Origin of the sequence: Arthrobacter sp., assembly GCF_030540645.1 — a bacterium.
Taxonomy (GTDB): domain Bacteria; phylum Actinomycetota; class Actinomycetes; order Actinomycetales; family Micrococcaceae; genus Specibacter.
The window spans coordinates 31,877-54,770 of record NZ_JAUNVV010000002.1 but is presented as its reverse complement, the minus strand read 5'-3'; the positions used below and the strand labels follow the sequence as shown (position 1 = coordinate 54,770).

At 62.1% G+C, this 22,894-nt stretch carries 20 protein-coding genes; 14 read left to right on the top strand and 6 right to left on the bottom strand.

The window, feature by feature from the left end:
- Positions 1–8 precede the first annotated feature (8 nt).
- On the top strand, positions 9–176 hold the full coding sequence (locus tag Q4P21_RS16275) for a PDZ domain-containing protein (RefSeq protein WP_369598834.1): 168 nt from the start codon (positions 9–11) through the stop codon (positions 174–176).
- A 103-nt stretch (positions 177–279) separates the two neighbouring features.
- Here the strand turns inward: Q4P21_RS16275 and Q4P21_RS00925 are convergent, their stop codons facing one another.
- The 5 genes from Q4P21_RS00925 to Q4P21_RS00905 all read right to left on the bottom strand — a co-directional run bounded on the left by Q4P21_RS00925 (position 280) and on the right by Q4P21_RS00905 (position 6,128).
- Positions 280–1,119, bottom strand: coding sequence for a carbohydrate ABC transporter permease (locus tag Q4P21_RS00925; protein ID WP_303386992.1), 840 nt, complete (start codon positions 1,117–1,119; stop codon positions 280–282).
- Positions 1,112–2,089 carry a carbohydrate ABC transporter permease gene (locus tag Q4P21_RS00920; RefSeq protein WP_303386991.1) on the bottom strand — a complete coding sequence of 326 codons (978 nt, stop codon included), beginning with the start codon at positions 2,087–2,089 and terminating at the stop codon, positions 1,112–1,114. The genes Q4P21_RS00925 and Q4P21_RS00920 overlap by 8 nt, the downstream gene beginning before the upstream one ends.
- Positions 2,090–2,189: 100 nt before the next feature.
- Positions 2,190–3,500, bottom strand: a complete 1,311-nt coding sequence (locus tag Q4P21_RS00915; protein ID WP_303386990.1) for an ABC transporter substrate-binding protein — start codon at positions 3,498–3,500, stop codon at positions 2,190–2,192.
- A gap of 319 nt (positions 3,501–3,819) precedes the next feature.
- Positions 3,820–4,890, bottom strand: coding sequence for a LacI family DNA-binding transcriptional regulator (locus Q4P21_RS00910; protein ID WP_303386989.1), 1,071 nt, complete (start codon positions 4,888–4,890; stop codon positions 3,820–3,822).
- Complete coding sequence (locus Q4P21_RS00905; protein WP_303386988.1) at positions 4,887–6,128, bottom strand: ROK family protein; 1,242 nt, start codon at positions 6,126–6,128, stop codon at positions 4,887–4,889. The genes Q4P21_RS00910 and Q4P21_RS00905 overlap by 4 nt, the downstream gene beginning before the upstream one ends.
- 140 nt (positions 6,129–6,268) lie before the next feature.
- Here Q4P21_RS00905 and Q4P21_RS00900 point away from each other — a divergent pair, with 140 nt between their 5' ends.
- From Q4P21_RS00900 to Q4P21_RS00840, 13 genes are all read left to right on the top strand, one after another.
- Positions 6,269–7,003: a sugar phosphate isomerase/epimerase gene (locus Q4P21_RS00900; RefSeq protein ID WP_303386987.1), complete on the top strand. Its 735-nt coding sequence runs from the start codon at positions 6,269–6,271 to the stop codon at positions 7,001–7,003.
- Between the two features lie 6 nt (positions 7,004–7,009).
- Positions 7,010–8,116 (top strand): Gfo/Idh/MocA family protein, encoded by a 1,107-nt coding sequence (locus tag Q4P21_RS00895; RefSeq protein ID WP_303386986.1) that lies wholly within the window; start codon positions 7,010–7,012, stop codon positions 8,114–8,116.
- A gap of 9 nt (positions 8,117–8,125) precedes the next feature.
- Entirely contained in the window at positions 8,126–9,340 is a 1,215-nt protein-coding gene (locus Q4P21_RS00890; protein WP_303386985.1) for a Gfo/Idh/MocA family protein, read from the top strand.
- Positions 9,341–9,344: 4 nt separating this feature from the next.
- Positions 9,345–10,346, top strand: a complete 1,002-nt coding sequence (locus tag Q4P21_RS00885; protein ID WP_303386984.1) for a sugar phosphate isomerase/epimerase — start codon at positions 9,345–9,347, stop codon at positions 10,344–10,346.
- Positions 10,347–10,404: 58 nt separating this feature from the next.
- Positions 10,405–10,788 (top strand): RNA-binding S4 domain-containing protein, encoded by a 384-nt coding sequence (locus tag Q4P21_RS00880; RefSeq protein ID WP_303386983.1) that lies wholly within the window; start codon positions 10,405–10,407, stop codon positions 10,786–10,788.
- Between the two features lie 94 nt (positions 10,789–10,882).
- Positions 10,883–12,028: a hypothetical protein gene (locus tag Q4P21_RS00875; RefSeq protein WP_303386982.1), complete on the top strand. Its 1,146-nt coding sequence runs from the start codon at positions 10,883–10,885 to the stop codon at positions 12,026–12,028.
- Positions 12,029–12,062: 34 nt separating this feature from the next.
- Complete coding sequence (locus tag Q4P21_RS00870) at positions 12,063–12,422, top strand: hypothetical protein (protein ID WP_303386981.1); 360 nt, start codon at positions 12,063–12,065, stop codon at positions 12,420–12,422.
- On the top strand, positions 12,419–13,603 hold the full coding sequence (locus tag Q4P21_RS00865) for an acyl-CoA dehydrogenase family protein (RefSeq protein ID WP_303386980.1): 1,185 nt from the start codon (positions 12,419–12,421) through the stop codon (positions 13,601–13,603). Before Q4P21_RS00870 ends, Q4P21_RS00865 begins: the two co-directional genes overlap by 4 nt.
- A gap of 118 nt (positions 13,604–13,721) precedes the next feature.
- Entirely contained in the window at positions 13,722–14,189 is a 468-nt protein-coding gene (locus tag Q4P21_RS00860) for a UPF0158 family protein (protein ID WP_303386979.1), read from the top strand.
- Positions 14,190–14,320: 131 nt separating this feature from the next.
- Positions 14,321–15,763 (top strand): DUF3375 domain-containing protein, encoded by a 1,443-nt coding sequence (locus Q4P21_RS00855; protein WP_303386978.1) that lies wholly within the window; start codon positions 14,321–14,323, stop codon positions 15,761–15,763.
- Positions 15,760–16,410 carry a DUF4194 domain-containing protein gene (locus Q4P21_RS00850; protein ID WP_303386977.1) on the top strand — a complete coding sequence of 217 codons (651 nt, stop codon included), beginning with the start codon at positions 15,760–15,762 and terminating at the stop codon, positions 16,408–16,410. Before Q4P21_RS00855 ends, Q4P21_RS00850 begins: the two co-directional genes overlap by 4 nt.
- Positions 16,407–19,799: an ATP-binding protein gene (locus tag Q4P21_RS00845; protein ID WP_303386976.1), complete on the top strand. Its 3,393-nt coding sequence runs from the start codon at positions 16,407–16,409 to the stop codon at positions 19,797–19,799. Before Q4P21_RS00850 ends, Q4P21_RS00845 begins: the two co-directional genes overlap by 4 nt.
- Complete coding sequence (locus Q4P21_RS00840) at positions 19,789–20,955, top strand: Wadjet anti-phage system protein JetD domain-containing protein (protein ID WP_303386975.1); 1,167 nt, start codon at positions 19,789–19,791, stop codon at positions 20,953–20,955. Before Q4P21_RS00845 ends, Q4P21_RS00840 begins: the two co-directional genes overlap by 11 nt.
- A gap of 149 nt (positions 20,956–21,104) precedes the next feature.
- Here the strand turns inward: Q4P21_RS00840 and Q4P21_RS00835 are convergent, their stop codons facing one another.
- A complete protein-coding gene (locus Q4P21_RS00835; RefSeq protein ID WP_303386974.1) occupies positions 21,105–22,778 on the bottom strand; it encodes a ribonuclease J in 1,674 nt (557 codons plus the stop codon).
- Positions 22,779–22,894 lie beyond the last annotated feature (116 nt).

The window sequence follows — 22,894 nt, the reverse complement described above, 5'->3', positions numbered from 1 at the left end:
AAGCCGGTCTGCAGGCCAGCGACGTCGTAACCCTGCTGGATGACCGCCCTGCCACCAGCATTGCCGTTTTGACCGAAGTGACACTTGCCAGGAAGGCGGGCGACAAGGTCGTGGCAACGTACGTCCGGAACGGCAAGACGGCGACCACCACGATCACGTTGGGGACTATTCCCTAGCTGCGGTCCCTCGTTCAACGCGAGGGCGTGCCATGCTGGCGGCGGGCCGTGAAATTTCACCCGCCCGCGCCGGCACGGCACGCCCTCGATGCCAAAGACCGGGCTATTTGACGGCCCCGGCTGTCAGCCCGGCCACAAAGTTCTTCTGCAGGAGCAAGAACCCGATGACGATCGGGATGGAGACCACCACGGAGGCTGCCATGATCTGGTTCCAGTACACGTTGGTCTGCGTCGAGTAGAGCTGCAAGCCGACAGCCAGCGTTCGGTTCGCATCTGTTGTCATGACCGAGGCGAACAGCACCTCGCCCCAGCTGGTCATGAAGCTGTAGATGGCCACGGCCACCAAACCCGGGCGGGCTGCTGGAAGGATGACCGTCAGCAGTGCACGCATGGGGCCGCACCCATCCACCTTGGCAGCCTCGTCAAGCTCTCTCGGGATGCCGTCGAAGTAGCCGGCAAGCATCCAGATCGAGAACGGCAGCGAGAACGTCAGATAGGTGATGATCAGGCCCGTGCGCGTTCCCACCAGCTGGATGCCGAAGTTCGTGTTGATGTTCACGAAGATCAAGAACAGCGGCAGGAGGAACAGCACGCCGGGGAGCATCTGGGTGGAGAGCACCGTGGTGGAGAACAGCGAGCGGCCGCGGAACTGGTAGCGGGAGATCGCGTAGGAGGCGAAGATCGCAATGATCAGGGAGAGCACCGTGGCGACGGTGGCAACAATCACTGAGTTGACGAAGTAGCTGGCCAAGGGGACCGTCTGCCACATGTCGATATAGGGCTGAACGGTCAGGGTGCTTGGCCACCACGAAAATGCGCCCTGCACGTCCTTGAGCGGCTTAAGCCCGGAAATCACCATGACGTAGACGGGGATGACGGTGAAGATGGTCAGGAATGTGACGACGACGATCCGAAAGACCTTGGCTGGATTGGTTTCACGCACGATGCGACCTCCGGTTCATGATGATGAGGTAGATGCCGCTGACCACCAGCAGGAACAGCAGCAGGAGCACCGACATGGCGGCGCCGGAGCCAAAGTTCCAGGTCAGGAAGGAGGCGTTGTAAATGTGGAAGGAGATCAGGTCGCCGGCCGGTGGCTGGGAACCGCCAAAGAGTACGAACGGCGTGTTGAAATCGTTGAAGGTCCACAGGAACATGACCAGCAGCAGGACCATGTTGACGGGGCGGAGCATGGGCAGCGTAATGGCCGACCACTGCCGCAGCGGCCGTGCACCATCCACAGCGGAGGCCTCGTAGACGTCGTTGGGGATGGACTGCAGCCCTGCCATGAGCATGAGGAAGGCGAACGGCCACAGCCGCCAGATGGCCACAATGACGACGGCGGCGAAGGCGTTGTCGCCGATCAGCCAGAATGGCTTGTCCCCCGGCAGCCCGAGGTTGTCATACAAGATGTGGTTCAGTGCGCCGTTGTCCTTTTGCAGCATGAACTTCCAGGCGATGATGCCGGCATACATGGGCAGTGCGTAGGGAACAAGGAACAGGGTGCGGAAGAAGCCGCGGCCAAAGAACTTCCTTTGCAATGCGACGGCGGCCGCCATGCCCAGTCCCCAGGAAATGGCGACAACCAGGATGGTGAAGGCGCAGGTGATGAGGAAGGATTTGAGCAGCCCCGACCCCACGGCCGCGTTGAAGTCGAGTGCGACGGCGTAGTTCTTGAAGCCGATGAAGGGCGCGTTGCCCCAGTTGGAGATGAACATTTTGGTGAGCTTGAGGAAGCTCATCCAGATGCCGGTGACCATCGGAATGACGTGGATGACGAGCTCGAAGACCACTGCGGGGGCAAGCAGCGCATACGGCAGCCACCAGCCTGGACGGCGGTTTTTGCGGGTCCCGCCCCGCGGCGCCTTGGCGGACGCCCCGGCGGACTTGCTAGTGGTGGTGGAAGCAGACACTGCGAACACCCACCTTTCTTCGGAGGACTGGAAAAGGGGAAGGGGCGGGGCCGCGGAGTGCGGGCCCCGCCCCTTCATGGCTGTTTGAAGCGGAAGGGTGTCAGCCGGCGGCTTCCACTGCCTGCTGCGCGGTGGTCAGTGCGGACTTGATGTCTGCCTTGCTGACGGTGCCGCCGGAGGCGATGGTGGCGAACATCTGGTTCATGGCCTTGCCGACGGTGCTCTCAAACTGGTCCTCAGCTGCCACGAGCGGCAGGGGCTTGGACTTGTTGGAGTAGATGTCGGAGAAGGTCTTGGCTTCCTCTGCATTGTCAGTGAAGCTAGGGGTCACCCCGTCGAGTACGGGCAGTGCAGCGAAGGACTTGTCCAGGGTGGCCTGGGTGGCTTCACTGGTCATGAACTTCACGAATTCCAGCGCGGCGTCCTTGTTCTTCGTGTTCTTGAAGATGGACATGTTGATGCCGGCAACCATGGTGGCAATCGGCTTTCCGCCTTCGGGTGCCGGGAAGGCAACCACACCGTACTCGTCGTTCTTCATCCCCTGGGAGGCGATGGAGCTGTCGGCGTTGTTCTGGCTGAGGATCATGGCGGCCTTGCCGTTGGCGAAGTCATTGATGGCCTGGGTGCCGTTGTCATACTGTGCGTTGGAGGGGTTGACTGCCTTATCCGTCTGCATCAGATCCAGGTACCGGGCAATACCGTCAACAATGCCATCGGAAGTGAAAGTGGGCTTGCCGTCGGCATCAAAGAAGTCAGCACCGTTCTGGGCTGCGTTGATGAAGGCGAAGTGTGAGTTTTCCGTGTAACTACCTGCTGCCAGGGAGAATCCGTACTTGCCGTCCTTGGTGAGGGCCTTGGCGTCGGCAGCCATTTCCTCCCAAGTGGTGGGCGGGGTAAGACCGGCGTCCTTGAACATGGCCTTGTTGTAGTACAGGCCGTAGGCCAGTCCGTAGAGCGGCACCGAGGTGGGATCCTGTCCGGGTACACCACCGGTGTCCATGGCCGTTTTCACGAACTTGTCCTTGCCGCCGATCGCGTCAAAGGCTGCCGAATCAAACGGCAGGAACGCGCCTGTGGACTGCAGCGAAGCCGCCCACGTATTGCCGATGTTCAGCACATCGGGGGCCTGTCCGGAGGTGACAGCTGTCTGGATGCGGGTCTGCAGGTCGTTCCACCCGATAACCTCGAGGTTCACCTTGACGCCTGTCTCATCCTGGAACTTTTGCAGTACCGGGGTGAGCACTTCCTTGTCGTTGTCCAGGCTGGTGCCCTGGTTGCTGGCCCAGTAGGTGAGGGTCTTGCCGCCGCCGTCCGCTGAGCTGTTGTTGTTGCCGCCGCTGCAGCCGGTGGCTGTGATTGCGAGTGCCGCAATTGCCGCCGCTGCGGCAAAAGTACGAATTTTCACTGTCATGACTTCCTTGTCCTAGTCGTGGGATACCCGAAGAATCCTTCTTGGGGCACTTCGAGCGGGCCCATTTCTCTTCGTGAAACCAAACCTAGATGAACTTATGCCGAGCGTCAATCAAAAGTTAAGGTTCTTTTTCTCCACTATCGTCCGAATACCGTCGAAGAGAATGCTGGAAAGTGAAGTCCACCCCGTCAATACTGCCCAAAATGACTGATATCATGCGGATTGGTGGAACAAAAATAGGTACAAAAGACTGTGACGGGCGCAACTGAACCGGTTCAGCAATGAGGGATCGTTATCGCTTCGTTATGATTTTTTGGTGTTACGGGAGCACTCCGGCCAGGGTTTCCCTGACCTGCAGCACGCCTGCCGGCATGGCGGCGTTGGCACAGTGATGCCCGGCAACTGCCTCCAGCAGCAGTTGGGCCGACCTCCGCCCTAGGTCCATGGTGTTGCGGGCAAGGGCAGCCACGGACGGAGAGCCAAGCTGGCACAGGATGGAATCATCCCAGCTGAGCACCGACACCTGCCCAGGCACGGCGAGGCCAAGCTGCTTCAGTGCACGCAATCCGCCCATCGCCATGAGGTCGTTGCCATAGACCAGTGCGGTGGGAAACAATGCGGACCCCGGCACCACGCCGGCGACGACGGCGATGGTGGCCTTCGCGCCGTCGTCCGCGGCGTAGTTCGAGTGGCTGACGGCGGCCGTCATACCCAATCGTGCCGCGTGGGCGTGGACCCCGGCCGCTCGGGCCGCCTCGTGAGTCAACCGCTGCGGGCCGGAAACATAGGCGACGTGTCGGTGGCCGAGCCGGTGCAGAGCCTCCATCACGGTGCCGGCGTCGCGCCCCTGATCCACCGTGGTGTTGGCCCCGAAGGCGCTTGGTTCTGCATCCACGGCCGCACCCACCAGCACATGCGGCATTCCCAGGGCGGCCAGCATGGACGGGCGCGGATCGTCGACGGTGTGGTCAAAGACAATGACGCCGTCCACGCGCCGCTCCCCGGCCCAGCGCCGGTAAACGCCCAAGTCGCGGCGCGGCTCGGGCCCGGGTGCCACCATGCGCAGCATCAGGTTCATGTCATGGTCGCTGAGCACGGCCTCGATACCTGCCAGCACGTTCATGTAAAACGACTCCGAGCCGACTTCCTCGGGCGAGCGGGCAAGCACGATCCCGACGGCGTCGCTACGGGATTGGGACAGCGCACGGGCGCTGGAACTGGCATACCAGCCAAGTTCCGCGGCCAGCGCCAGGACACGGGCACGAGTCGCATCACTGACCCCGGGCTGGCCGTTGAGTGCGTAGGAAACCGACGCCTTGGACATGCCGAGGCGCTCGGCGAGCCCCTTGATGGTGACTTTTCCGGCCGTGCCGCCGGCCGTGTCCGTCATGACGCCTGTTGTTCGGCCAGGAGGCGTTCCACTCCGGACGCGGCCAGCACGTGGTCTATGACCATCTGCCCTGCGCCGAGCACTCCGGCGTGGTCGGCGGCCATGGATTGGACGATCCGCAGCCGTGCGGTGGCCAGCGGTAGCGAGCGCTGATAGACGATCTCCCGGACCCCGGCCAGCAGGTACTCGCCAGCCGAGGAGAGGCCCCCGCCAATGACGATAATGGAGGGATTGAGCAGGTTGACGCAGGCCGCCAGCACCTCGCCGACGTCGCGTCCTGCTTGGCGCATGGCCGAGATTGCCGCCAAATTGCCACGTCGGGCCAAATCCAGCACGTCCTCGCCGGTGACGGCGGGAACTCCACCCGCGGCGAGGGCGGCTGCCACGGCGGGTCCGGAAGCCATGGCCTCCAGGCAGCCGTGGTTCCCACACCGGCAGAGTACGTCGGCCCCTCGCGGAACGCGGATGTGGCCAATGTCCCCGGCTGTGCCGTCGGCGCCACGCTGCAGCAGCCCGCCACTGATGATGCCGGCGCCGACACCCGTGGCGACCTTGATGAACAGCAGGTTCTCGGCGTCGGGCCAGAATGCGGCGCGCTCGCCCAGCGCCATGATGTTCACGTCATTGTCAACCAGGACGTCCGTCCTGAACCGTCGCTGAACGTACTCGGGCACGTCAAAGCTGTCCCAGCCGGGCATGATGGGCGGGCTCGCCGGACGGCCGGTGGAGTGTTCCACCGGCCCGGGCAGCCCGATCCCGATCCCTGCCAGTTCGCTGGCGTGGCGCCCGGCCTGAGCCAGCAGCTGCGTGCAATGGTCAAGGACCGCGTCGAGCACGGGGACGGGGCCGGTGGCGACGTCAATGTGTTCACGCATTTCGCACAGCAGCTTGCCACTGAGGTCGGTTAGGCCGATCAGCACGTGCGTGGCTCCGATGTCGACGGCCAGGATCACCCTCGTGGCGGGCTGAAAGGCAAAGCGTGACGGCGGCCTGCCACCGGAGGAGACGGCCTCCCCTGCCGGGCCAATCAAGCCCGCCGCCGCCAGGGCGTCGATGCGGGCAGCCACGGTGGAACGGGCAAGGCCGGTGATGTCCGCAAGTTCCGCGCGGGTCCTGGCGTGACCGTCGCGCAACAGCTGGAACACGTCCCCCGCACGCGAGACACCCACCCCGTTGGAACCGACGGAACTGCTGGGGGTGGCCTGCGCGGAACGGTTCGGGGCTGATGTCTTCGGCATTCACAATAAATAACACACGGCTTCTATTCTGACAATTCCTAAAAATGTTGATTCGCCGGCAACTTTTGCTTGACGCTCGTCATAAGTTCCCCTAAGTTGAAATGGAACACCCCGTCCGCAACTTTTTCAGGAGATTCACAGTGACGTATTCCCTGCAGCTGTACACCGTGCGCAGGCCCCTCGAGGAGGACCTGCCCGGAACCATCGCCCGCATCGCGGAGATTGGTTTCACCCAGGTGGAGCCCTACAACTTCGTGGCCACCGCCGACGCCCTTGCCGAGGCCTTTGCCGCCCACGGAATCAGCGCTCCCTCCGGCCACGCACCCCTGCTGGCCGAAGACCAGGATGAGATCTTCGCCGCCGCCAAGAAGTTGGGCATCACCACTGTCATCGACCCGTTCATCCCGGCCGAGCGGTGGCAGGACGCCACCAACATTGAAAAGACGGCCGCAGGGCTGAACGCCGCGGCACGGAAGGGCGCCGGTTACGGCATCCGCGTTGGCTACCACAACCACGCGTGGGAGTTGGAGTCCAAAATCAACGGCACCACCGCCCTGGAGTACTTCGAATCCCTCCTCGATCCTGAGTTGGTGCTCGAGGTGGACACCTACTGGGCGGCCGTGGGCGGGCAGGATCCCGCCGCCCTGCTGCGGCGTCTCGGGGACCGGGTGAAGTTCATCCACATCAAGGACGGCCCGCTGACCACCGAAAACCTTGACCAGCTCCCCGCTGGCCAAGGCAGGGTCGCCATCTGGGACGTTCTGGACGCCGCAAGCTCGCTGGAGACCGGCGTCGTGGAATTTGACGACTACGCTGGGGACATCTTTGAGGGCATCGCCGAGAGCCTTGCCTACCTGAACAACGGAAAGGCCTGAACCGCCATGCCCACGAAGGGACCCGTCGGCGTCGCCGTCATTGGAGCTGGGAACATCAGCAAGCAGTACCTGGACCACCTGACCACGTTCCCCGACGTGAAGGTGCTTGTCATCGGAGACCTCTTTGAGGAGGCCGCGGCAGCCCGTGCCGCGGAATACGGCATCGAAGCCTCCGGCGGCGTTGATGCGGCACTCGAGCACCCCGGTGTGGAGATCGTCGTCAACCTGACCATCCCGGCAGCACACGTGGAGGTTGCCTTGGCGGCCGTGCACGCTGGCAAGCACGTGTGGACCGAGAAGCCCTTCTCGCTGGACCGTGAAAGCGGCCTCGGTCTGCTGCAGGAAGCAGCGGCCACCGGCGTGCGTCTCGGCTGCGCCCCGGACACTTTCCTGGGTGCCGGCCTGCAAACCGCCCGCCGCCTGATCGACGCCGGGGAAATCGGTACACCGCAGACGGCACTGACCATGTTCCAGTCCCCCGGCCCCGAATCCTGGCACCCGAACCCGGCGTTCCTGTTCCAGGCAGGTGCCGGCCCGCTCTTTGACATGGCCCCGTACTACCTAACCGCCCTGGTCCAGACATTTGGCCCCATCACCAAAGTGGCCGCCGTCGGCAACACCGCCTTCCCCACCCGCACCATCGGCTCCGGCCCCAAGGAAGGCGAGGTGTTCGACGTCGAAGTTCCCACCCACGTGAGCGCCATCGCGCAGTTTGCCTCCGGCGCCTCCTCGCACAGCGTGTTCAGCTTCGAGTCTCCCCGGGCCCGCATGGGTTTTGTGGAAATCACCGGTACCGAGGGCACCATCTCGCTGCCGGACCCCAACAACTTCGACGGCGACATCCGGCTGTGCAGGCGCGGCGAGGAAGACTGGACTACGATCCCCTGCGAAGGAGCCGAGAACGGGCGCGGCATGGGCGTGCTGGACATGGCCCGAGCCATCCGTGCCGGCGTTCCGCACCGGGCACCCGGCGAGCTCGCGTACCACGTGCTGGACGCCATGGTGTCAATCTCCGAATCAGTGGAAAGCGGCGAATTTGTGGCCGTCAACAGCACAGCCCCGGCCTCGGCACCGCTGCCAGCCAGCTGGGACCCCACCGAAGCAACCCTCTAGGACCCCTTGATGACCTCCCCCCAGCCCTCCGAATCGAAGCGTCCGCTCGGCGTCGCCGCCATCGGCTATGCATTCATGGGCCAAGCGCACTCCAACGCCTGGCGCACCGTCGCCAGCCACTTCGACGTACCGGCTTTTGAACAAAAGGTTCTTGTAGGCCGGCACGCGGAAGCCGTGGCGGCGGCTGCGCGGAAGTACGGTTGGAGCGAGTCCGCGACCGACTGGCGGGAAGTCATCGCGCGGGACGATATCGACATCGTGGATATTTGCGCTCCGGGCTGGCTGCACGCGGAAATGGCAACGGCAGCCCTCGCAGCAGGCAAGCACGTGCTGGTGGAAAAGCCGCTGGCCAACAACCTGGCCGAGTCCGAGTCCATGGTGTCCGCCGCCCAGGCGGCCCGCTTGGCCGGAGTCCGCTCCATGGTGGGCTTCAACTACCGGCGACTGCCCGCTCTGGCACTGGCCCGCCAGCTCATCGCGGACGGTCGGCTGGGCACCATCCGGCAGGTCCGCGCGTCGTATCTGCAGGACTGGCTCGCGGACCGGGAGGCCCCCATGACGTGGCGTCTGCGCAGGGAAACCGCAGGCTCCGGCGCCTTGGGTGACATCGCCTCCCACGCCGTCGACCAGGTCCAGCACTTGCTCGGGGACACCGTCACTGAGGTATCCGGCCGGCTACACACCTTTGTCACCGAGCGTCCCGGGCCGGACGGACCGGAGCCGGTGACGGTCGACGACGCCGCCTGGGCCACCCTGTTCATGACCGGTGGCGCGGTGGCCAGCGTGGAGGTGTCCCGCGTGGCCCTGGGGCAGAAGAATGCACTGCGCCTGGAGGTGTATGGCACTGAGGGCTCGCTCACTTTCAATCTGGAGAGCCCCAACGAGCTGTACTTCCTCAACGGCACGGAGCCCATCGAGGTGCAGGGTTTTCGCCGGATCCTCGTCACCGAGCCGGAGCACCCCTACATTTCCGGGTGGTGGCCACAGGGGCATGTGCTTGGTTGGGAGCATAGTTTCACCCACCAGATCCGCGACTTCCTGCTGGCTATTGATGCCGGCACCGACCCATCCCCGTCGTTCGAAGAGGGGCTTGGCGTCCAACACGTGCTGGCCGCCATCGAAGCCTCCTCCGCAGCCGGCGGAACCACCATCACTGTGGCCGAGCCCGCGCCGGTGGCCGAGCCCGCCGAGACCCCATCCACTTTTCCCGTTGCAAAGGACTGACACCATGCCCCGCCCCTATACCCTGTTCACCGGCCAATGGGCCGACCTCCCCTTCGAGGAAGTGGCCCGCCTTGCTTCCAAGTGGGGCTACGACGGGCTGGAAATCGCCTGTTCCGGCGACCACTTGGATGCTTGGCGCTGGGACGAGCCCGGATACGTCGAGGGCAAGCTGGCCGTGCTGGAGAAGTACAACCTGAAGGTGTGGGCCATTTCCAACCATCTCAAGGGCCAGGCCGTGTGCGATGACCCGATCGACTTCCGCCACCAAGCCATCGTCGGTACCAAGGTGTGGGGCGATGGCGAACCGGAAGGCGTCCGCCGTCGTGCCGCCGAGGAGATGAAATTGACCGCGCGCCTGGCCAAGGCCCTTGGGGTGAAGACCGTGGTGGGTTTCACCGGCTCCTCGATCTGGCAGTACGTGGCCATGTTCCCGCCGGTGCCGGAATCCGTCATCGACGCCGGCTATCAGGACTTTGCCGACCGCTGGAACCCCATCCTGGACGTCTTTGACGAATGCGGCGTCCGGTTCGCCCATGAGGTGCACCCCTCCGAGATTGCGTACGACTACTGGACCACCGTGCGGTCGCTGGAGGCCATTGGCCACCGGGAGGCGTTTGGGCTGAACTGGGACCCGTCGCATTTCATGTGGCAGGGCATCGACCCGGTCTCCTTCATCTGGGATTTCAAGGACCGGATTTACCATGTGGACTGCAAGGACACGAAGATGCGCCTGACCGGGCGGAACACGGTCATGGGATCCCACCTGCCGTGGGGCGACCCACGCCGCGGCTGGGAATTTGTCTCCGCGGGCCGAGGTGACGTGCCCTGGGAATCCGCGTTCCGCGCCCTCACGGCCATCGGCTACGACGGCCCAATCTCCATCGAGTGGGAAGACGCTGGCATGGACCGACTACAGGGCGCTCCTGAAGCCTTGGCCGCACTGAAAAGGTTCAACTTCGCTCCGTCGAAGCTCTCCTTTGACGCTGCCTTCAGCAACCAGGACTGACCCGGCGGCCGGTGATCGGGCCTGTGCGCTCCGGCTCGAAGCTAGAGTGGAACTCACCATGAGTATTCCAAAGAACGCACCGGCCTCGGTCCGCATAGACGCGTGGTTGTGGTCGATCCGCGCCTACAAAACACGGTCAATGGCCACGGCGGCCTGCCGTGCCGGCCACGTAAAACTCAACGATGTCAACGCCAAGGCCTCCCACACCGTGGTTCCCGGCGACACCATCCGTGTCCGCCAGCCCGGCTACGACCGAATCCTGGAAGTCCGCCAGCTCATCAACAAGCGTGTTGGCGCCGAAGCTGCCTCACACTGCTTCACCGACCACACTCCCCCGCGCCCCGCGCTGCCCGCTCTGGGCCTGCCCCAGCGTGACCGCGGGACAGGCCGGCCCACCAAGAAGGACCGCCGCGACATGGACAAGCTGCGCGGAGACCAGTGACAGGAGTGCTTGCCATCCGACGTCATCCCTTGACAGCCCACCGTGGCACGGCAAACATGGCATCAACAGAGCACCGTGCCGCAAGGAGGCCACTATGGGACAGGACAACGGAAAAGCCGTCACCACGCGGCTGAACTCGGTTGAACTCGATGCGCTGCGGCCCTATGTGGTGGAACTTCAGAACGGAAAGTTTGCCACCACAGCAAAACTCAACACCACCAAGGCGGATGTGGACGCCATCTTCGCCACACATCTTCCGGCGTTCGCGCGCAGTCAAGGCCCAGGGCCGGTTCAAGTGGTTTTTTGGGCCCACGGTGGTTTGGTCAGTGAAGATTCTGCGCTGAAATACGCCCACCGCAATATTCCCTGGTGGCTGGCCAACGGCGTCTACCCCATCCATTTCGTGTGGCATTCCGGTTTTCTGGCCACACTCGGCGACCTGCTGGCAGACCACCTCGGGGAACTGGCACAGCTGGAGCGGACCGTTGCCGCCCCGGCCGCCGCCACTGATTTCACCGACCGGCTCATTGAAAATCTGCTGCGGTCCATCGGTGGGCCTGCCGTCTGGACGGCGATGAAGGACAATGCCCGCCAGGCGTCGGAGCCCGACGGCGGTGCCACCTATGTGGCGCAGGCCCTCCGGACGTATCTCGCGGCTGAACCTGCCACCATTCATGCAGCCGGGTTCAGCGCCGGCGCCAACTTCCAGCGCTACTTTGTGCCGAACGTAGTCCAGAGTGGGGGTGCCGCGTTCACAACATGCAACCTGCTGGTACCTTCCTTAAGCACCGCGTCCTTCAAGAACGGCTTGGCACCGTTACTGGGCACAGGCATCAAATCCCTTTCCTTGTTCGGTATGCAGCAGGAGGTGGCATTGACCGACAACACGTTTGGGCTGTACCGCAAGTCACTGCTCTACTTGATCCAGAACGCTCTGGATCCCGTTGCGGGAACACCCATTCTGGGTCTGCAGAAGTCTGTGTTCGACGACCCTGAACTGGACGCACTGTTCAAGACCTTCCCAGATACTGGGATTGCAGAGGCCGTGTGGTCCGTGACCGCGTCGGGTCCATTGGATTCACGCAGTTCCGCCACCACACACACTGCGTTCGACAATGATGTGCCCACCATGGACAGCGTCCTTCGTCGGATCGTCGGCCGGGATGACATCGTGTCCTATGGCACCACCAGTCACGCCGCCATCCTGAATTCTTTGACTCGAACCACTCGGAGCCAGTAGTGATGCCCGTCGGATTCCAAGCCATGGCACTGAGTTGCCCGGCGCCAGCCACTCCACCGATTTTGTCGCCGTGGACCCACAGCGGCGGACAGCCCGCCATCGGGACTGGCGCACATTCCTCGCCACCGAACCCCCCGAACGGTTCATCGGTTTTGGCGGGGACATTCTGGCGCCTTCCGCAGGCGTCGTCGTAGCTGTGCCCGACAGTGAAGCCGACCACTCTGCCCGACGGTCGCACCTGGCCATGGTCTTTCGCCACTCCCGCGAGTGGCCCCACGACGCCAAAGAGTCCCGCAACGTGGCTGTGGGCATGCCGGCAGAAGGGTCGGTTGTCGAGCCGTTTGCCAGTTCCAGCTTCCAGAATCCTCAGCCAACCCCCGGAGACAAACCATGAACACCCCGATTCCTGCACTTCCTGCCAGCCGCTCCGATGTGCTCTGCCTGGACACCCTGCTCAGCACCGATGAGCTGGCCCTTCGCGAGAAGGTCCGCGACTTTGTCAACGTGCGGATCCGGCCAAACATCGCTGCCTGGTATGAGGACGCTGTTTTTCCTGTCGAGATCGCCGCGGAGCTGGGGGCGTTGGGCTTGCTGGGCATGCAGCTGTCCGGCTACGGCTGCCCGGGACGCTCCGCCGTCGAATATGGAATTGCCGCCATGGAGTTGGAAGCTGGCGACTCAGGTTTGCGCACGTTTGTCAGTGTGCAAGGTTCCCTGGCCATGAGTGCCATCCACAAGTGGGGTACGGAAGAGCAGAAGAACCGTTACCTGCCGGGCATGGCGCAGGGCCGCATCATCGGCTGCTTCGGATTGACGGAGCCCACAGCAGGTTCCGACCCGTCAGCCATGGCCACCTTTGCCCGGCGCGACGGCACGGACTGGGTGATCAACGGGGCCAAGCGGTGGATCGGGATGGCCTCCATTGCCCACGTTGCGGTGATTTGGGCGCAAACGGACGACGGCGTGCGCGGCTTCCTGGTGCCGACGGAAACGCCAGGCTTTTCAGCAGTTCCGATCGACGCCAAGCTGTCCATGCGGGCCTCCATCCAATGCGATGTTCATCTGGACGATGTGCGTCTGCCTGACGATGCCCTGCTTCCAGGCGCCAGGGGGCTTCGTGGTCCGTTTTCCTGCCTGAACGAGGCACGGTTCGGGATCGTTTGGGGTGTCATGGGTGCTGCCCGCGACAGCTACGAGGCCGCCTTGGCGTACTCCTTGGAGCGGTTGCAGTTCGGCAAACCGCTGGCTTCCTACCAAATCACCCAGCAAAAACTTGTCAATATGCTGATGGAGATCCAGAAGGGGACCCTGCTTGCCATCCACACTGGCCGCATGAAGGACGCCGGGACGCTGACTGCGGAGGCCATCTCGCTGGGCAAGTTGAACAACTGCCGTGAAGCCATCGGCATTTGCCGCGAGGCCCGTTCAATTTTGGGTGGCAACGGCATCACCTTGGATCATTCGCCGTTGCGTCACGCGAACAATCTTGAGTCGGTGCGCACTTACGAAGGCACGGATGAAGTCCACACGTTGATCCTGGGCAACCACATCACCGGCATTCGGGCATTCCATTAGCACCAGGAACCGCCAGTGATTCGGGCGCCAACAGCCCCTTGCCTTATTCCGTGCCAAGGAGAAACATTGGTGTCCTAGGCATCCCAAGATTTCAAGTACCGCCCTAAGGAGTCCTGCCATGTTGCCTTTGGAGAAATTCGATCTTGAACAGCTGGCCATGGCGCTGGAAAACCACTTCGAGGATTATGAAACATTCTTTTGGGTGGATCCTGCCAATGGCAGCATTGAACTGTGGGCCGAAGGAGTGGCCGATGAGGCTGAGGCCGAAGGCTGGGATGTGGAGAGCCGTGATGGTGTGCGCATCGACACCATCGATTCCTACGAGGCATTCAGGGACATGGAGAAGTTCATCGCCACCGTTGCGGAGAGCAGCCACCGGGCCCAGCTCACCCACGCAATCGAGCGCAGCAAACCGTTCCGACATTTCAAGAACGCAGTCCACCAACTCCCGGACTTATTGCCCCAGTGGTACACGTTCCATGACAAAGTCATGACTGTTCGATCCATCGAATGGCTTCGGGACAACGGCTTGGTTGACTTCTCGGAAGCCGACGCGGCCTTGGCTCAGCTCGACGCCGAGAACTAGTACCGCCAACCAGGTCACGAGCGCCTCACATCGGTCCACGCACCGAATAGCAGCGGGGCAACAATCAACGTTTGTCACCTCTTGCGCCTACGATTGTTCATGGATCCAGTTAGAGGCTTGGGAGCGGCGCCGTGGACTACTTTTCGATCAATTCCCTGCGTGAAGCTAGCGCGGGATGGTCGCTGCTGCGTGCCCAAAACGCACCTTTGGCACTGACGTTCTTCATGTCTGCCTTCACCGTTCCCAACCAGCGCAACTTGGGTCGGCAGGACCTGATCGACGTGCTGGAGGACGTCCTCTTCAGTCTGCGTGACTCCCTCGGTGAGGACCGGTTCCCGCGCACCGCCGCCGAGTATCTGGACGACTGGGCGGAACCAGGGAAAGCGTGGCTGCGGAAGTTTTACACAGACAAACAAGACGAACCTGTCTACGACCTCACGGCAGCCACCGAGGACGTAATCCGCTGGGTGGAGGCCCTGCGGGGCCGCGATTTTGTCCCCACGCAGTCGCGCCTTTCCAGCATCTTCAACCTGCTCAAGACCCTGGTTCATGGCTCGGAAACAGACCCCGAGGAGAGGCTGGCGGAACTACAGCGCCAACGCGATGACATCGACGCCCAAATGCAGCAGATCCGCTCCGGCGACGTTCCTGTCATGAGCAGCCCGGAAGCGATAGACCACTTCCACCAGCTCACGACGCAGGCCAAGGACCTTCTCGCTGACTTCCGCGAAGTCGAAACGAACTTCCGGAAGCTGGACCGGAATCTCCGCGAACAAATTTCCATGTGGGAAGGAAGCCAGGGCGATCTTCTTGAGTCAATCTTCTCCTCCCAGCAGGACATCAGCGGATCCTTGCAGGGACGCACTTTCCAAGGCTTCTGGGACTACCTCATGTCCCCGGCACTGCGCTCCGAACTCCACGAACTCCTGGATCGCGCTACCCGGATCGAGGCTCTCACCAACCAGGATGGACTGCAATCAATCACGTCCATGCAGAAGGACTGGCTGCCCGCCGTCGAACAAACCCAGGCCACTGTCCGCCAGCTCTCCGCTCAAATCCGGCGACTGCTCGATGACAAGGTCTACTTGGAAAACAAACGCATCATGGCTCTGATTCGCAGTATCGAGTCCAGCTCTGTTGCAGTCCGGACCAACCCGCCATCGGGCACCTTCGCCGATCTATCCGGCCATGACGTCCCCGTTGCACTCCCCTTCGAGCGTCCTCTCTATGAGCCGAGCAGGCAGATTGCCATCCACGACGGCGTCGGCGTCGCCGAGGACTTGGACGTGGACGCAAACGCACTCTTCACACAGTTCCATGTTGATCCTCAGCGGCTGGCAGGCAACATCGACGCCGTCGTGACCGAAGCGGGGCAGGCAACGTTGGCGGACATCACCGATGCCTACCCGCTCAGCCAGGGCCTGGCCGAACTCGTCACCTACTTCCAGTTGGCCTCCGAATCGATGTGGGCCACCATCAACTCCGACCGTTCCCAAACACTGTCCTGGACCTTGCCCGACGGCAGCCTGCGCGAGGCCACTGTGGACCAGATCATCTTCGTAAGGCCATCATGAACCCAGCCCTGAACGACGACAAGACCATGCCCGAAGGTGGGCACTCCCCCGAAGCTGCCAAGGCTCCGGACGGCCTACCCCTGGCCATCACCAAGCTTTTTAAAGGCGTAGTGTATCGCGAGTCAGATGAGAAACTCTGGCAGCGTCTCTTGGAAATCTCCGCACAGGCACGTGACTATGTGGCCGTGCTGGGCCTGGAACTGGTTATCGACGATACCGAGGGGTATGCCTTCCTCCGGTCCAGTCCCGACGCCGATCCCGAGCTGCCCCGGCTCATCCCCCGCCGCCAGCTAACGTTCAATGTCAGCCTGCTGCTGGCGTTGTTGCGCGCCCGGCTCTCCGAGTTTGATACGCAAAATAGCGATACCCGCCTCATTCTGACTGCGGAACAAATCGGGGACATGGTCTCTGTCTTCCTGCCCGAATCGAGCAATGAAGCCCGCATCCAAGACCAGCTGGCCACCAATATCAAAAAGATCACTGAACTGGGCTTCCTGCGCAAACTGCGTGGCCAGGAACAGACCTTCGAAGTGGCGCGCATTCTCAAGGCCTACGTGGACGCCCAGTGGCTGGAAGAATTCGACGCCCGGCTTGCCGACTACCGTTCTGCACTCACCGGCAACCATTCCGAAAGGGCCACCGCATGAGCACCCAGACCCAGCCAGGTCTGTTTAGCCTGGATGACCTGACCGAGGACGACGCCGGCGCGCGTCCAGGATTCCGGCTGCACCGTTTGGAACTACTGAACTGGGGCACCTTTAACAAGGATGTGCGCACGTTCCGGCTCGGTGGTGAAAACAGCCTGCTCACAGGTGACATCGGCTCCGGCAAGTCCACCATTGTCGACGCCATCACCACGCTGTTGCTTCCAGCAAACAGGATCGAATACAACAAGGCCGCTGGGGCGCAAAAGAAGGAACGCAGCCTCATGTCCTATGTGCGCGGCTTTCACAAGAGCGCCCGCAGCGGCATTGGCGACACCTCACGCCCGGTTGCACTCCGCGGCCCGGGCACCTTCACCGTCGTGCTGGGCATTTTTCACAATGCGGCCTTGGACAAGACCGTCAGCCTGGCCATCACGCTGTGGGCAACGCAGGAGGCGGGGCAGCCCACCCGCTTCTACTCCATTGCCGAAGGCGAGCAAAGCATCAAGGCGGATTTCTCCGACTTTGGCACCGACATGGCCAAGCTCAAGCGAAGGCTGCGTGATGGCGGAGTGTCGGTCTTTGACGTTTTTGAAAAGTATGCCGCCGCCTTCAAGCGCCACTTTGGCATCGGTTCAGCCCAGGCCATGGACTTGTTCCACCGCACGGTCTCCATGAAACAGGTGGAGAACATCACCCACTTTGTGCGCACCAACATGCTTGAAGAAGACGATGTTGATACACGCATCAAGAATCTGTTGCACCACTTCGACGACTTAAAGAAGGCCCACGACGCCGTCCTGCAGGCCAAGGACCAGATCCGGATGTTGGAACCCGTCCGGCACAATGCCGAGCGCCACCAAACTCTCACGGCCGACTATGCCCGCGCCCACGGGCAACGCGAACAGCTCTCACCGTGGTTCACCACAAAGAGGTTGGAGTTGAGCGAGGCACATTTGCAAGAGGTGCAACACGCTGCAGCCAAGGTCACTTCGGAACGAAACACACTGACGGCCACAGTCGGCAGCCTCAACCGTGAACTGGCCGATCTCCGCGATGACATCCGCAACAGCGGCGGCGGCCGTATCGCCGCCATCGAAGGCGAGCTGGCCCGCTTGGCCATCGATTCTTCAGCTCAGCGCCAGCGCTACACATCCTATTCAGAGGCAGCAACGGTCCTCGGCTTGTTCGAGCCCGAGGACCAAGTGGTCTTCGACGCCAACGCGGTAGCCCTGCCCGGGGTCGAGAAACGGCTGTTCGAAGCCAACACGGAGTTGCAGAAACAGCGAACCGTCCTGGATCGTCAGCGTGCCGAGGCTTCCGAGCTGGCCGGGGACCACAAGTCCGAGTTGAAGAGCCTGCTGAATCGGCAGAATTTACTTCCGGCTTGGCTCATCGCGCTGCGCAAGAAACTGTGCGACGGAACCGGCATCCCGGAAGCGGAGCTGCCGTTTGCCGGGGAACTGCTGCGCGTGCGTGAATCCGAGTCCGCATGGGAAGGTGCGGCCGAACGCACCCTGCATGGCTTCGCGCTGTCATTGTTGGTGACCGATGGGCACTACCCGGCCGTCAGCGAGTGGGTTGACAGCCATAATCTGAGGGCTCGGCTGGTCTACCTGAAAGTGGGTGAGAAACCCGCCTCGTCCTCCGCCGCTGTGGATACGTTGGCGGGGAAGATCAGCATCAAACCCGGTACCAGCTTCCGGGATTTTCTGCTCAACGAACTGGGTCGCCGCTTTGACCACCAGTGCTGCGAAACCATGGCAGACTTCCGCCGCTATCCGAAGGCGCTGTCCATCAACGGCCAGCTTAAGGGTGGCGGAGGGCGGCACGAGAAGGACGACCGCAAGGAACTCACTGACCGCTCCAACTATGTCCTGGGCTGGGACAACCACGATAAAATTGCCCGGCTCCGCGCCGCTATGGACAAAGCGGAGGGACAAGTTCGCACGGCTACCGACGGGTTAGGCCGCATCGATTCCCAACTGGGAAATCTAGGACGCCAGCAGCAGCTCATTGGCACGGTGTCTGCCATCGCTGGCTTTTCCAGCTTGGACTGGCGCACCACGGCTAGGACCATGGAAGACTTGGCCCACGAAAAATCAGCGTTGGAGTCCTCCACCGACATCTTGCGCGAGCTCACGGAACGCGAATCCGCAACGGGTCTGCGGCTGGCAAAGGCCAATGACAAACTCAGTGCATTGGACCGCCGCATCGGTTCCCACACGGCAGAGATCAACGCCATTACAGAGCAGATCGCCGACTGCCAGGATTCCCTCGCTAGCGCGCCCCTAACGTCCGGAACCAGCATGCTTGCTGAGCTGGACACCTTGGTTGAGGCGGCATTCGGGGCTGAGGTACTGACGTACAAGAACACGGCAAGGATGGAAAGCAAAGTCAGGGATAAACTGACGGCGACCATCGACGCCGTAAACAAACAAGTGATCCGGGCGGCAGAGATCACCATCCGTTTCATGGTGGATTTCCGGAACAAGTATCCGGCAGAGACCACCGAGCTGGATGCGTCGCTGGAGGCCGCCGGGGATTTCAACATAATCCTGGAGCAGTTGGTGGATAATGACCTCCCCCGCTTTGCCGAGAGGTTCAAGGAATCCCTCACGCAAAATACCATCCATGAGATCGTGGCCTTCAACGCGTTCCTCGATTCCCGCCGGCAGGACATCGTCTCCCGCATCGACGAAATCAACCAGTCTCTGGCACGGATCGAGTACAACCCGGGCCGGCACATCCAGCTGGAACCACAGCCAACCTCCGACGCCGAGGTGCGCGAGTTCGGTGCGGAGCTGCGGGCCTGTTCGGAAGGCTCCATCGGCGCTCTGGAGCAGCAGTACTCTGAACAGAAATTCCTGCAGGTTGAGGCCCTGGTGGAGCGCTTTCGCGGCAGGGTTGGCTTGACCAACCTTGACGAGCGCTGGACCGCCAAGGTCACTGATGTGCGTAACTGGTTTACGTTCTCCGCTTCAGAAAAGTGGACCGAAACGGGTGAGGAACACGAACACTTCACGGATTCCGGTGGCAAGTCCGGTGGTCAAAAAGAGAAGCTGGCCTACACCATCTTGGCTGCTGCCCTGGCGTTCCAGTTTGGCATCGCGGCCGGTCCGGGCAACCAGCGTTCCTTCCGTTTCGTTGTCATTGACGAGGCATTTGGCCGTGGCTCCGACGAATCTGCCAAGTACGGGTTGGAACTGTTCAAGCGGCTCAAGCTCCAGCTGCTCATTGTCACACCGCTGCAAAAAATCCATGTTATTGAGCCGTTTGTGGCCAATGTGGCCAATGTGGGCTTCGTGGCCAACGGGTCAGGAGAAGATTCCCAGCTGCGCAACATGACAATTCAAGAATACCGGGCGGAGCGGGACAAACGTGGCAGCTGACCCCCACCTGTGGAGCACCCCGGCAGATGTCCGGGCTGCTTCGCTTCGGTCTTGGAACAATGGTGAGCTGCTGCGCGAGATGGGCGCACCATCAGGACTGCATCCTCGCCGTCGTGCCATCAGGCATCCCAGTGCCACCCAGTTGCGGACTGACTACGCCTTGGCAGCGGCATGGGCCTCCTCTTGGGAACAGGGGTTGAGAGGGGGTTCATTGGAGCGCATCTCCGTTGGAGCGAACACCATCGGGGCAAACACAGTGCCGTCGGCCGCCGTATTTGGCAGTGCGGCCGACGAGATCACGTTTCTGGGGCTGAGCCATAAGGCAGCCAGGTTTGCGGAACTTCGGGAGCGCGTGATGAATCTCGACGCCGGGTTGTCGGCTTGGACATTACGCCGACCGCTTGAACTACTCAGGCAGGGTGAGGACGCGTTGGTTGCGGCCCGTGTGGCCATCTGGCTGGCGGCCAACCCGCATCCGGGAATCCACCTGAGGCAATTGACACTTCCGGGTGTGCACACCAAATTCGTGGAAACTCACCGTCGGATCATCGACGAGATGATTTCAACCCTGGCACCGGAACGGGTGCTGTCCGGGAAGAATTATGCCCGCCGGCACGGCTTCTTGGCAGCACCGGACAGGGTCCGGATCCGGTTTTTAGACCCCACCCAGATACCTGTACCCGGCATGGCGGACGTGGAAGTGACGGCTGCGGGATTCGCTGCCCTGCAACTGGACATGGACCGTGTCATCGCCACCGAGAATCTGGTCAACTTCTTAGCGCTGCCCACTACTCCCCGGGCGCTGGCAGTTTTTGGTGGCGGATATGGCTTTGCGGCGCTCGGGGGTGCGGCATGGCTAAAGGATGTTGAGGTGCTTTATTGGGGTGACATTGACACGCATGGCTTCCACATCCTTGACCAGTTGCGTGCCCACCACCCGCACGTGCGCAGCATCCTGATGGATCAGCAAACACTGCTGGCCCACCGCGCCTTTTGGGGTCGCGAGGACACTCCGACTCATGCCGCACTGACGCACTTGGGCCCAGCAGAAAGTGCCTTGTATGCGGCACTGCAGGCCGGCACGTTCGCTCCGCAGCTTCGCTTGGAACAGGAACTGCTGCATTGGGACCACGTGATGGAGCGCCTGCTCCAGTGACATCAATCAGCTTCTGATGGTAGTCACCGAAAACCTCCCACATTGCTTCTTTGCCGGCACAATGAGCCCGGAGACAGCAAAGGGCCCGGGCAGCGTCCACATCCGCAAGGGACATGGGCTCCATCCAGGCCCTTTAGAAGTGGTGCGGTTTACGCGTCCACGATGATGACGGTGTAGACCGGCTTGCGGCGCAGCGCCCTGTCGGACCAGCGCAGCAGTGAGTCGGCAATGGTCTTCTCCGCTACGGGTCCTGTCTTCTCGCCGCGGAGTCCGGAGATGGTCTTTTCCACGATGCCCGTGGCCTTTTCCAGGTCCTTCGCCGTCAAGTTGAAGCCCACCGGGAAGAATTCCGGGTCCTCTTCGATCTTGCCGGTGTCCGGGTTGACAATCAGCAGCAGTGTAACGGCACCGTCTGCACCCAAACGGAGGCGGTCCTGCAGGGATTCCTCAGTTGCCGCACCGGCAACCATGTTCTCCACATACACGTAGGCGGCCGGAACGCTGCCGGTCACCTTCGCCACGCCGTCCTTGAGGTCAATGGTGGTGCCGTCCTCAACAATGAACGCCTTCTTCGGGTCGACACCGGTGCGGATGGCAAGTTCGGCGTTGGCCTTGAGGTGGCGGTATTCACCGTGCACCGGCATGACGTTGCGCGGACGCACCAGATTGTAGCAGTACACGAGCTCGCCCGCACTGGCGTGGCCGGAGACGTGGACCTTTGCGTTGCCCTTGTGGATCACATTGGCACCCTGCTTGGTGAGGTCGTTAATCAGGCGGTAGATCGAGGACTCGTTTCCGGGGACCAGTGAGCTGGCCAGCAGGACGGTGTCGCCTTCGGTCAGGTTGATCTGGTGGTCACCGTTGGCCATGCGGGCCAGCGCTGCCATGGGCTCGCCCTGTGAACCGGTGCAGATGAGGACGGCCTTGTTCGGGGCCATCTTCTCCAATTCCTTGGCGTCAACGAGCATGCCGCGCGGGATCTTCAAGTAGCCCAGCTCGCGTGCCGTGGTCATGTTGCGCACCATGGAGCGGCCCACAAACGCGATCTTGCGGTTGTACTTGTGGGCAGAGTCGATGATCTGCTGGATGCGGTGGACGTGACTGGCGAAGCTGGAAACAACCACGCGGCGCGGCGCGGTGCGCATGACGGCGTCAATGGCCGGAATCAGATCTGCTTCAGCAGCCAGGAAGCCCGGGACCTCGGCATTGGTGGAGTCGGGCAGGAACAGGTCCACGCCTTCCTCGCCCAGGCGGGCAAAGCCAGCCAGATCGGTGATGCGCTTGTCCAGCGGGAACTGGTCCATCTTGAAGTCGCCGGTTTCCAGCACCAGACCGGCCGGTGTGCGGATGGCAACAGCCAGACCGTCCGGGATGGAGTGGTTCACTGCCAGGAATTCGACGTCGAACGGGCCGAACTTGCGGCGGTCGCCTTCCTTGACCTGGATCATTTTGGCCTTGATCCGGTGCTCGTCGAGCTTGGTCTTCACGAAGGCCAGGGTCAGTTTGGCCGAGATGACCGGGATGTCGCCGCGCTCCTTGAGGAGGTACGGCACACCGCCAATGTGGTCCTCGTGGCCGTGGGTCAGGACCAGGCCGACAACGTCCTGCCACCTGTCCTTCAGATAGGAGAAATCGGGCAGGATCAGATCGACGCCCGGGTGGTGCTCTTCGGGGAAAAGCACCCCGCAGTCAACAATCAGCAATTTTCCTGCGAATTCGAAGACGGTCATGTTGCGGCCGATCTCCCCCAGTCCGCCAAGGGCGACGATGCGCATTGCGCCGTCTTCCAAGGTGGGCGGGGTCCGGCGTGGTGTTCTTCTCATGGATTCCAGACTCTGTCGTGTCGTGGGTGGCGGGCAGGCGATATGCACTGCCTTCTGGTGCGATGCATTCGGCCAGGTGTTGCTCCGGTATCGCAAAAAAGTTCGGGTTTTCCCTC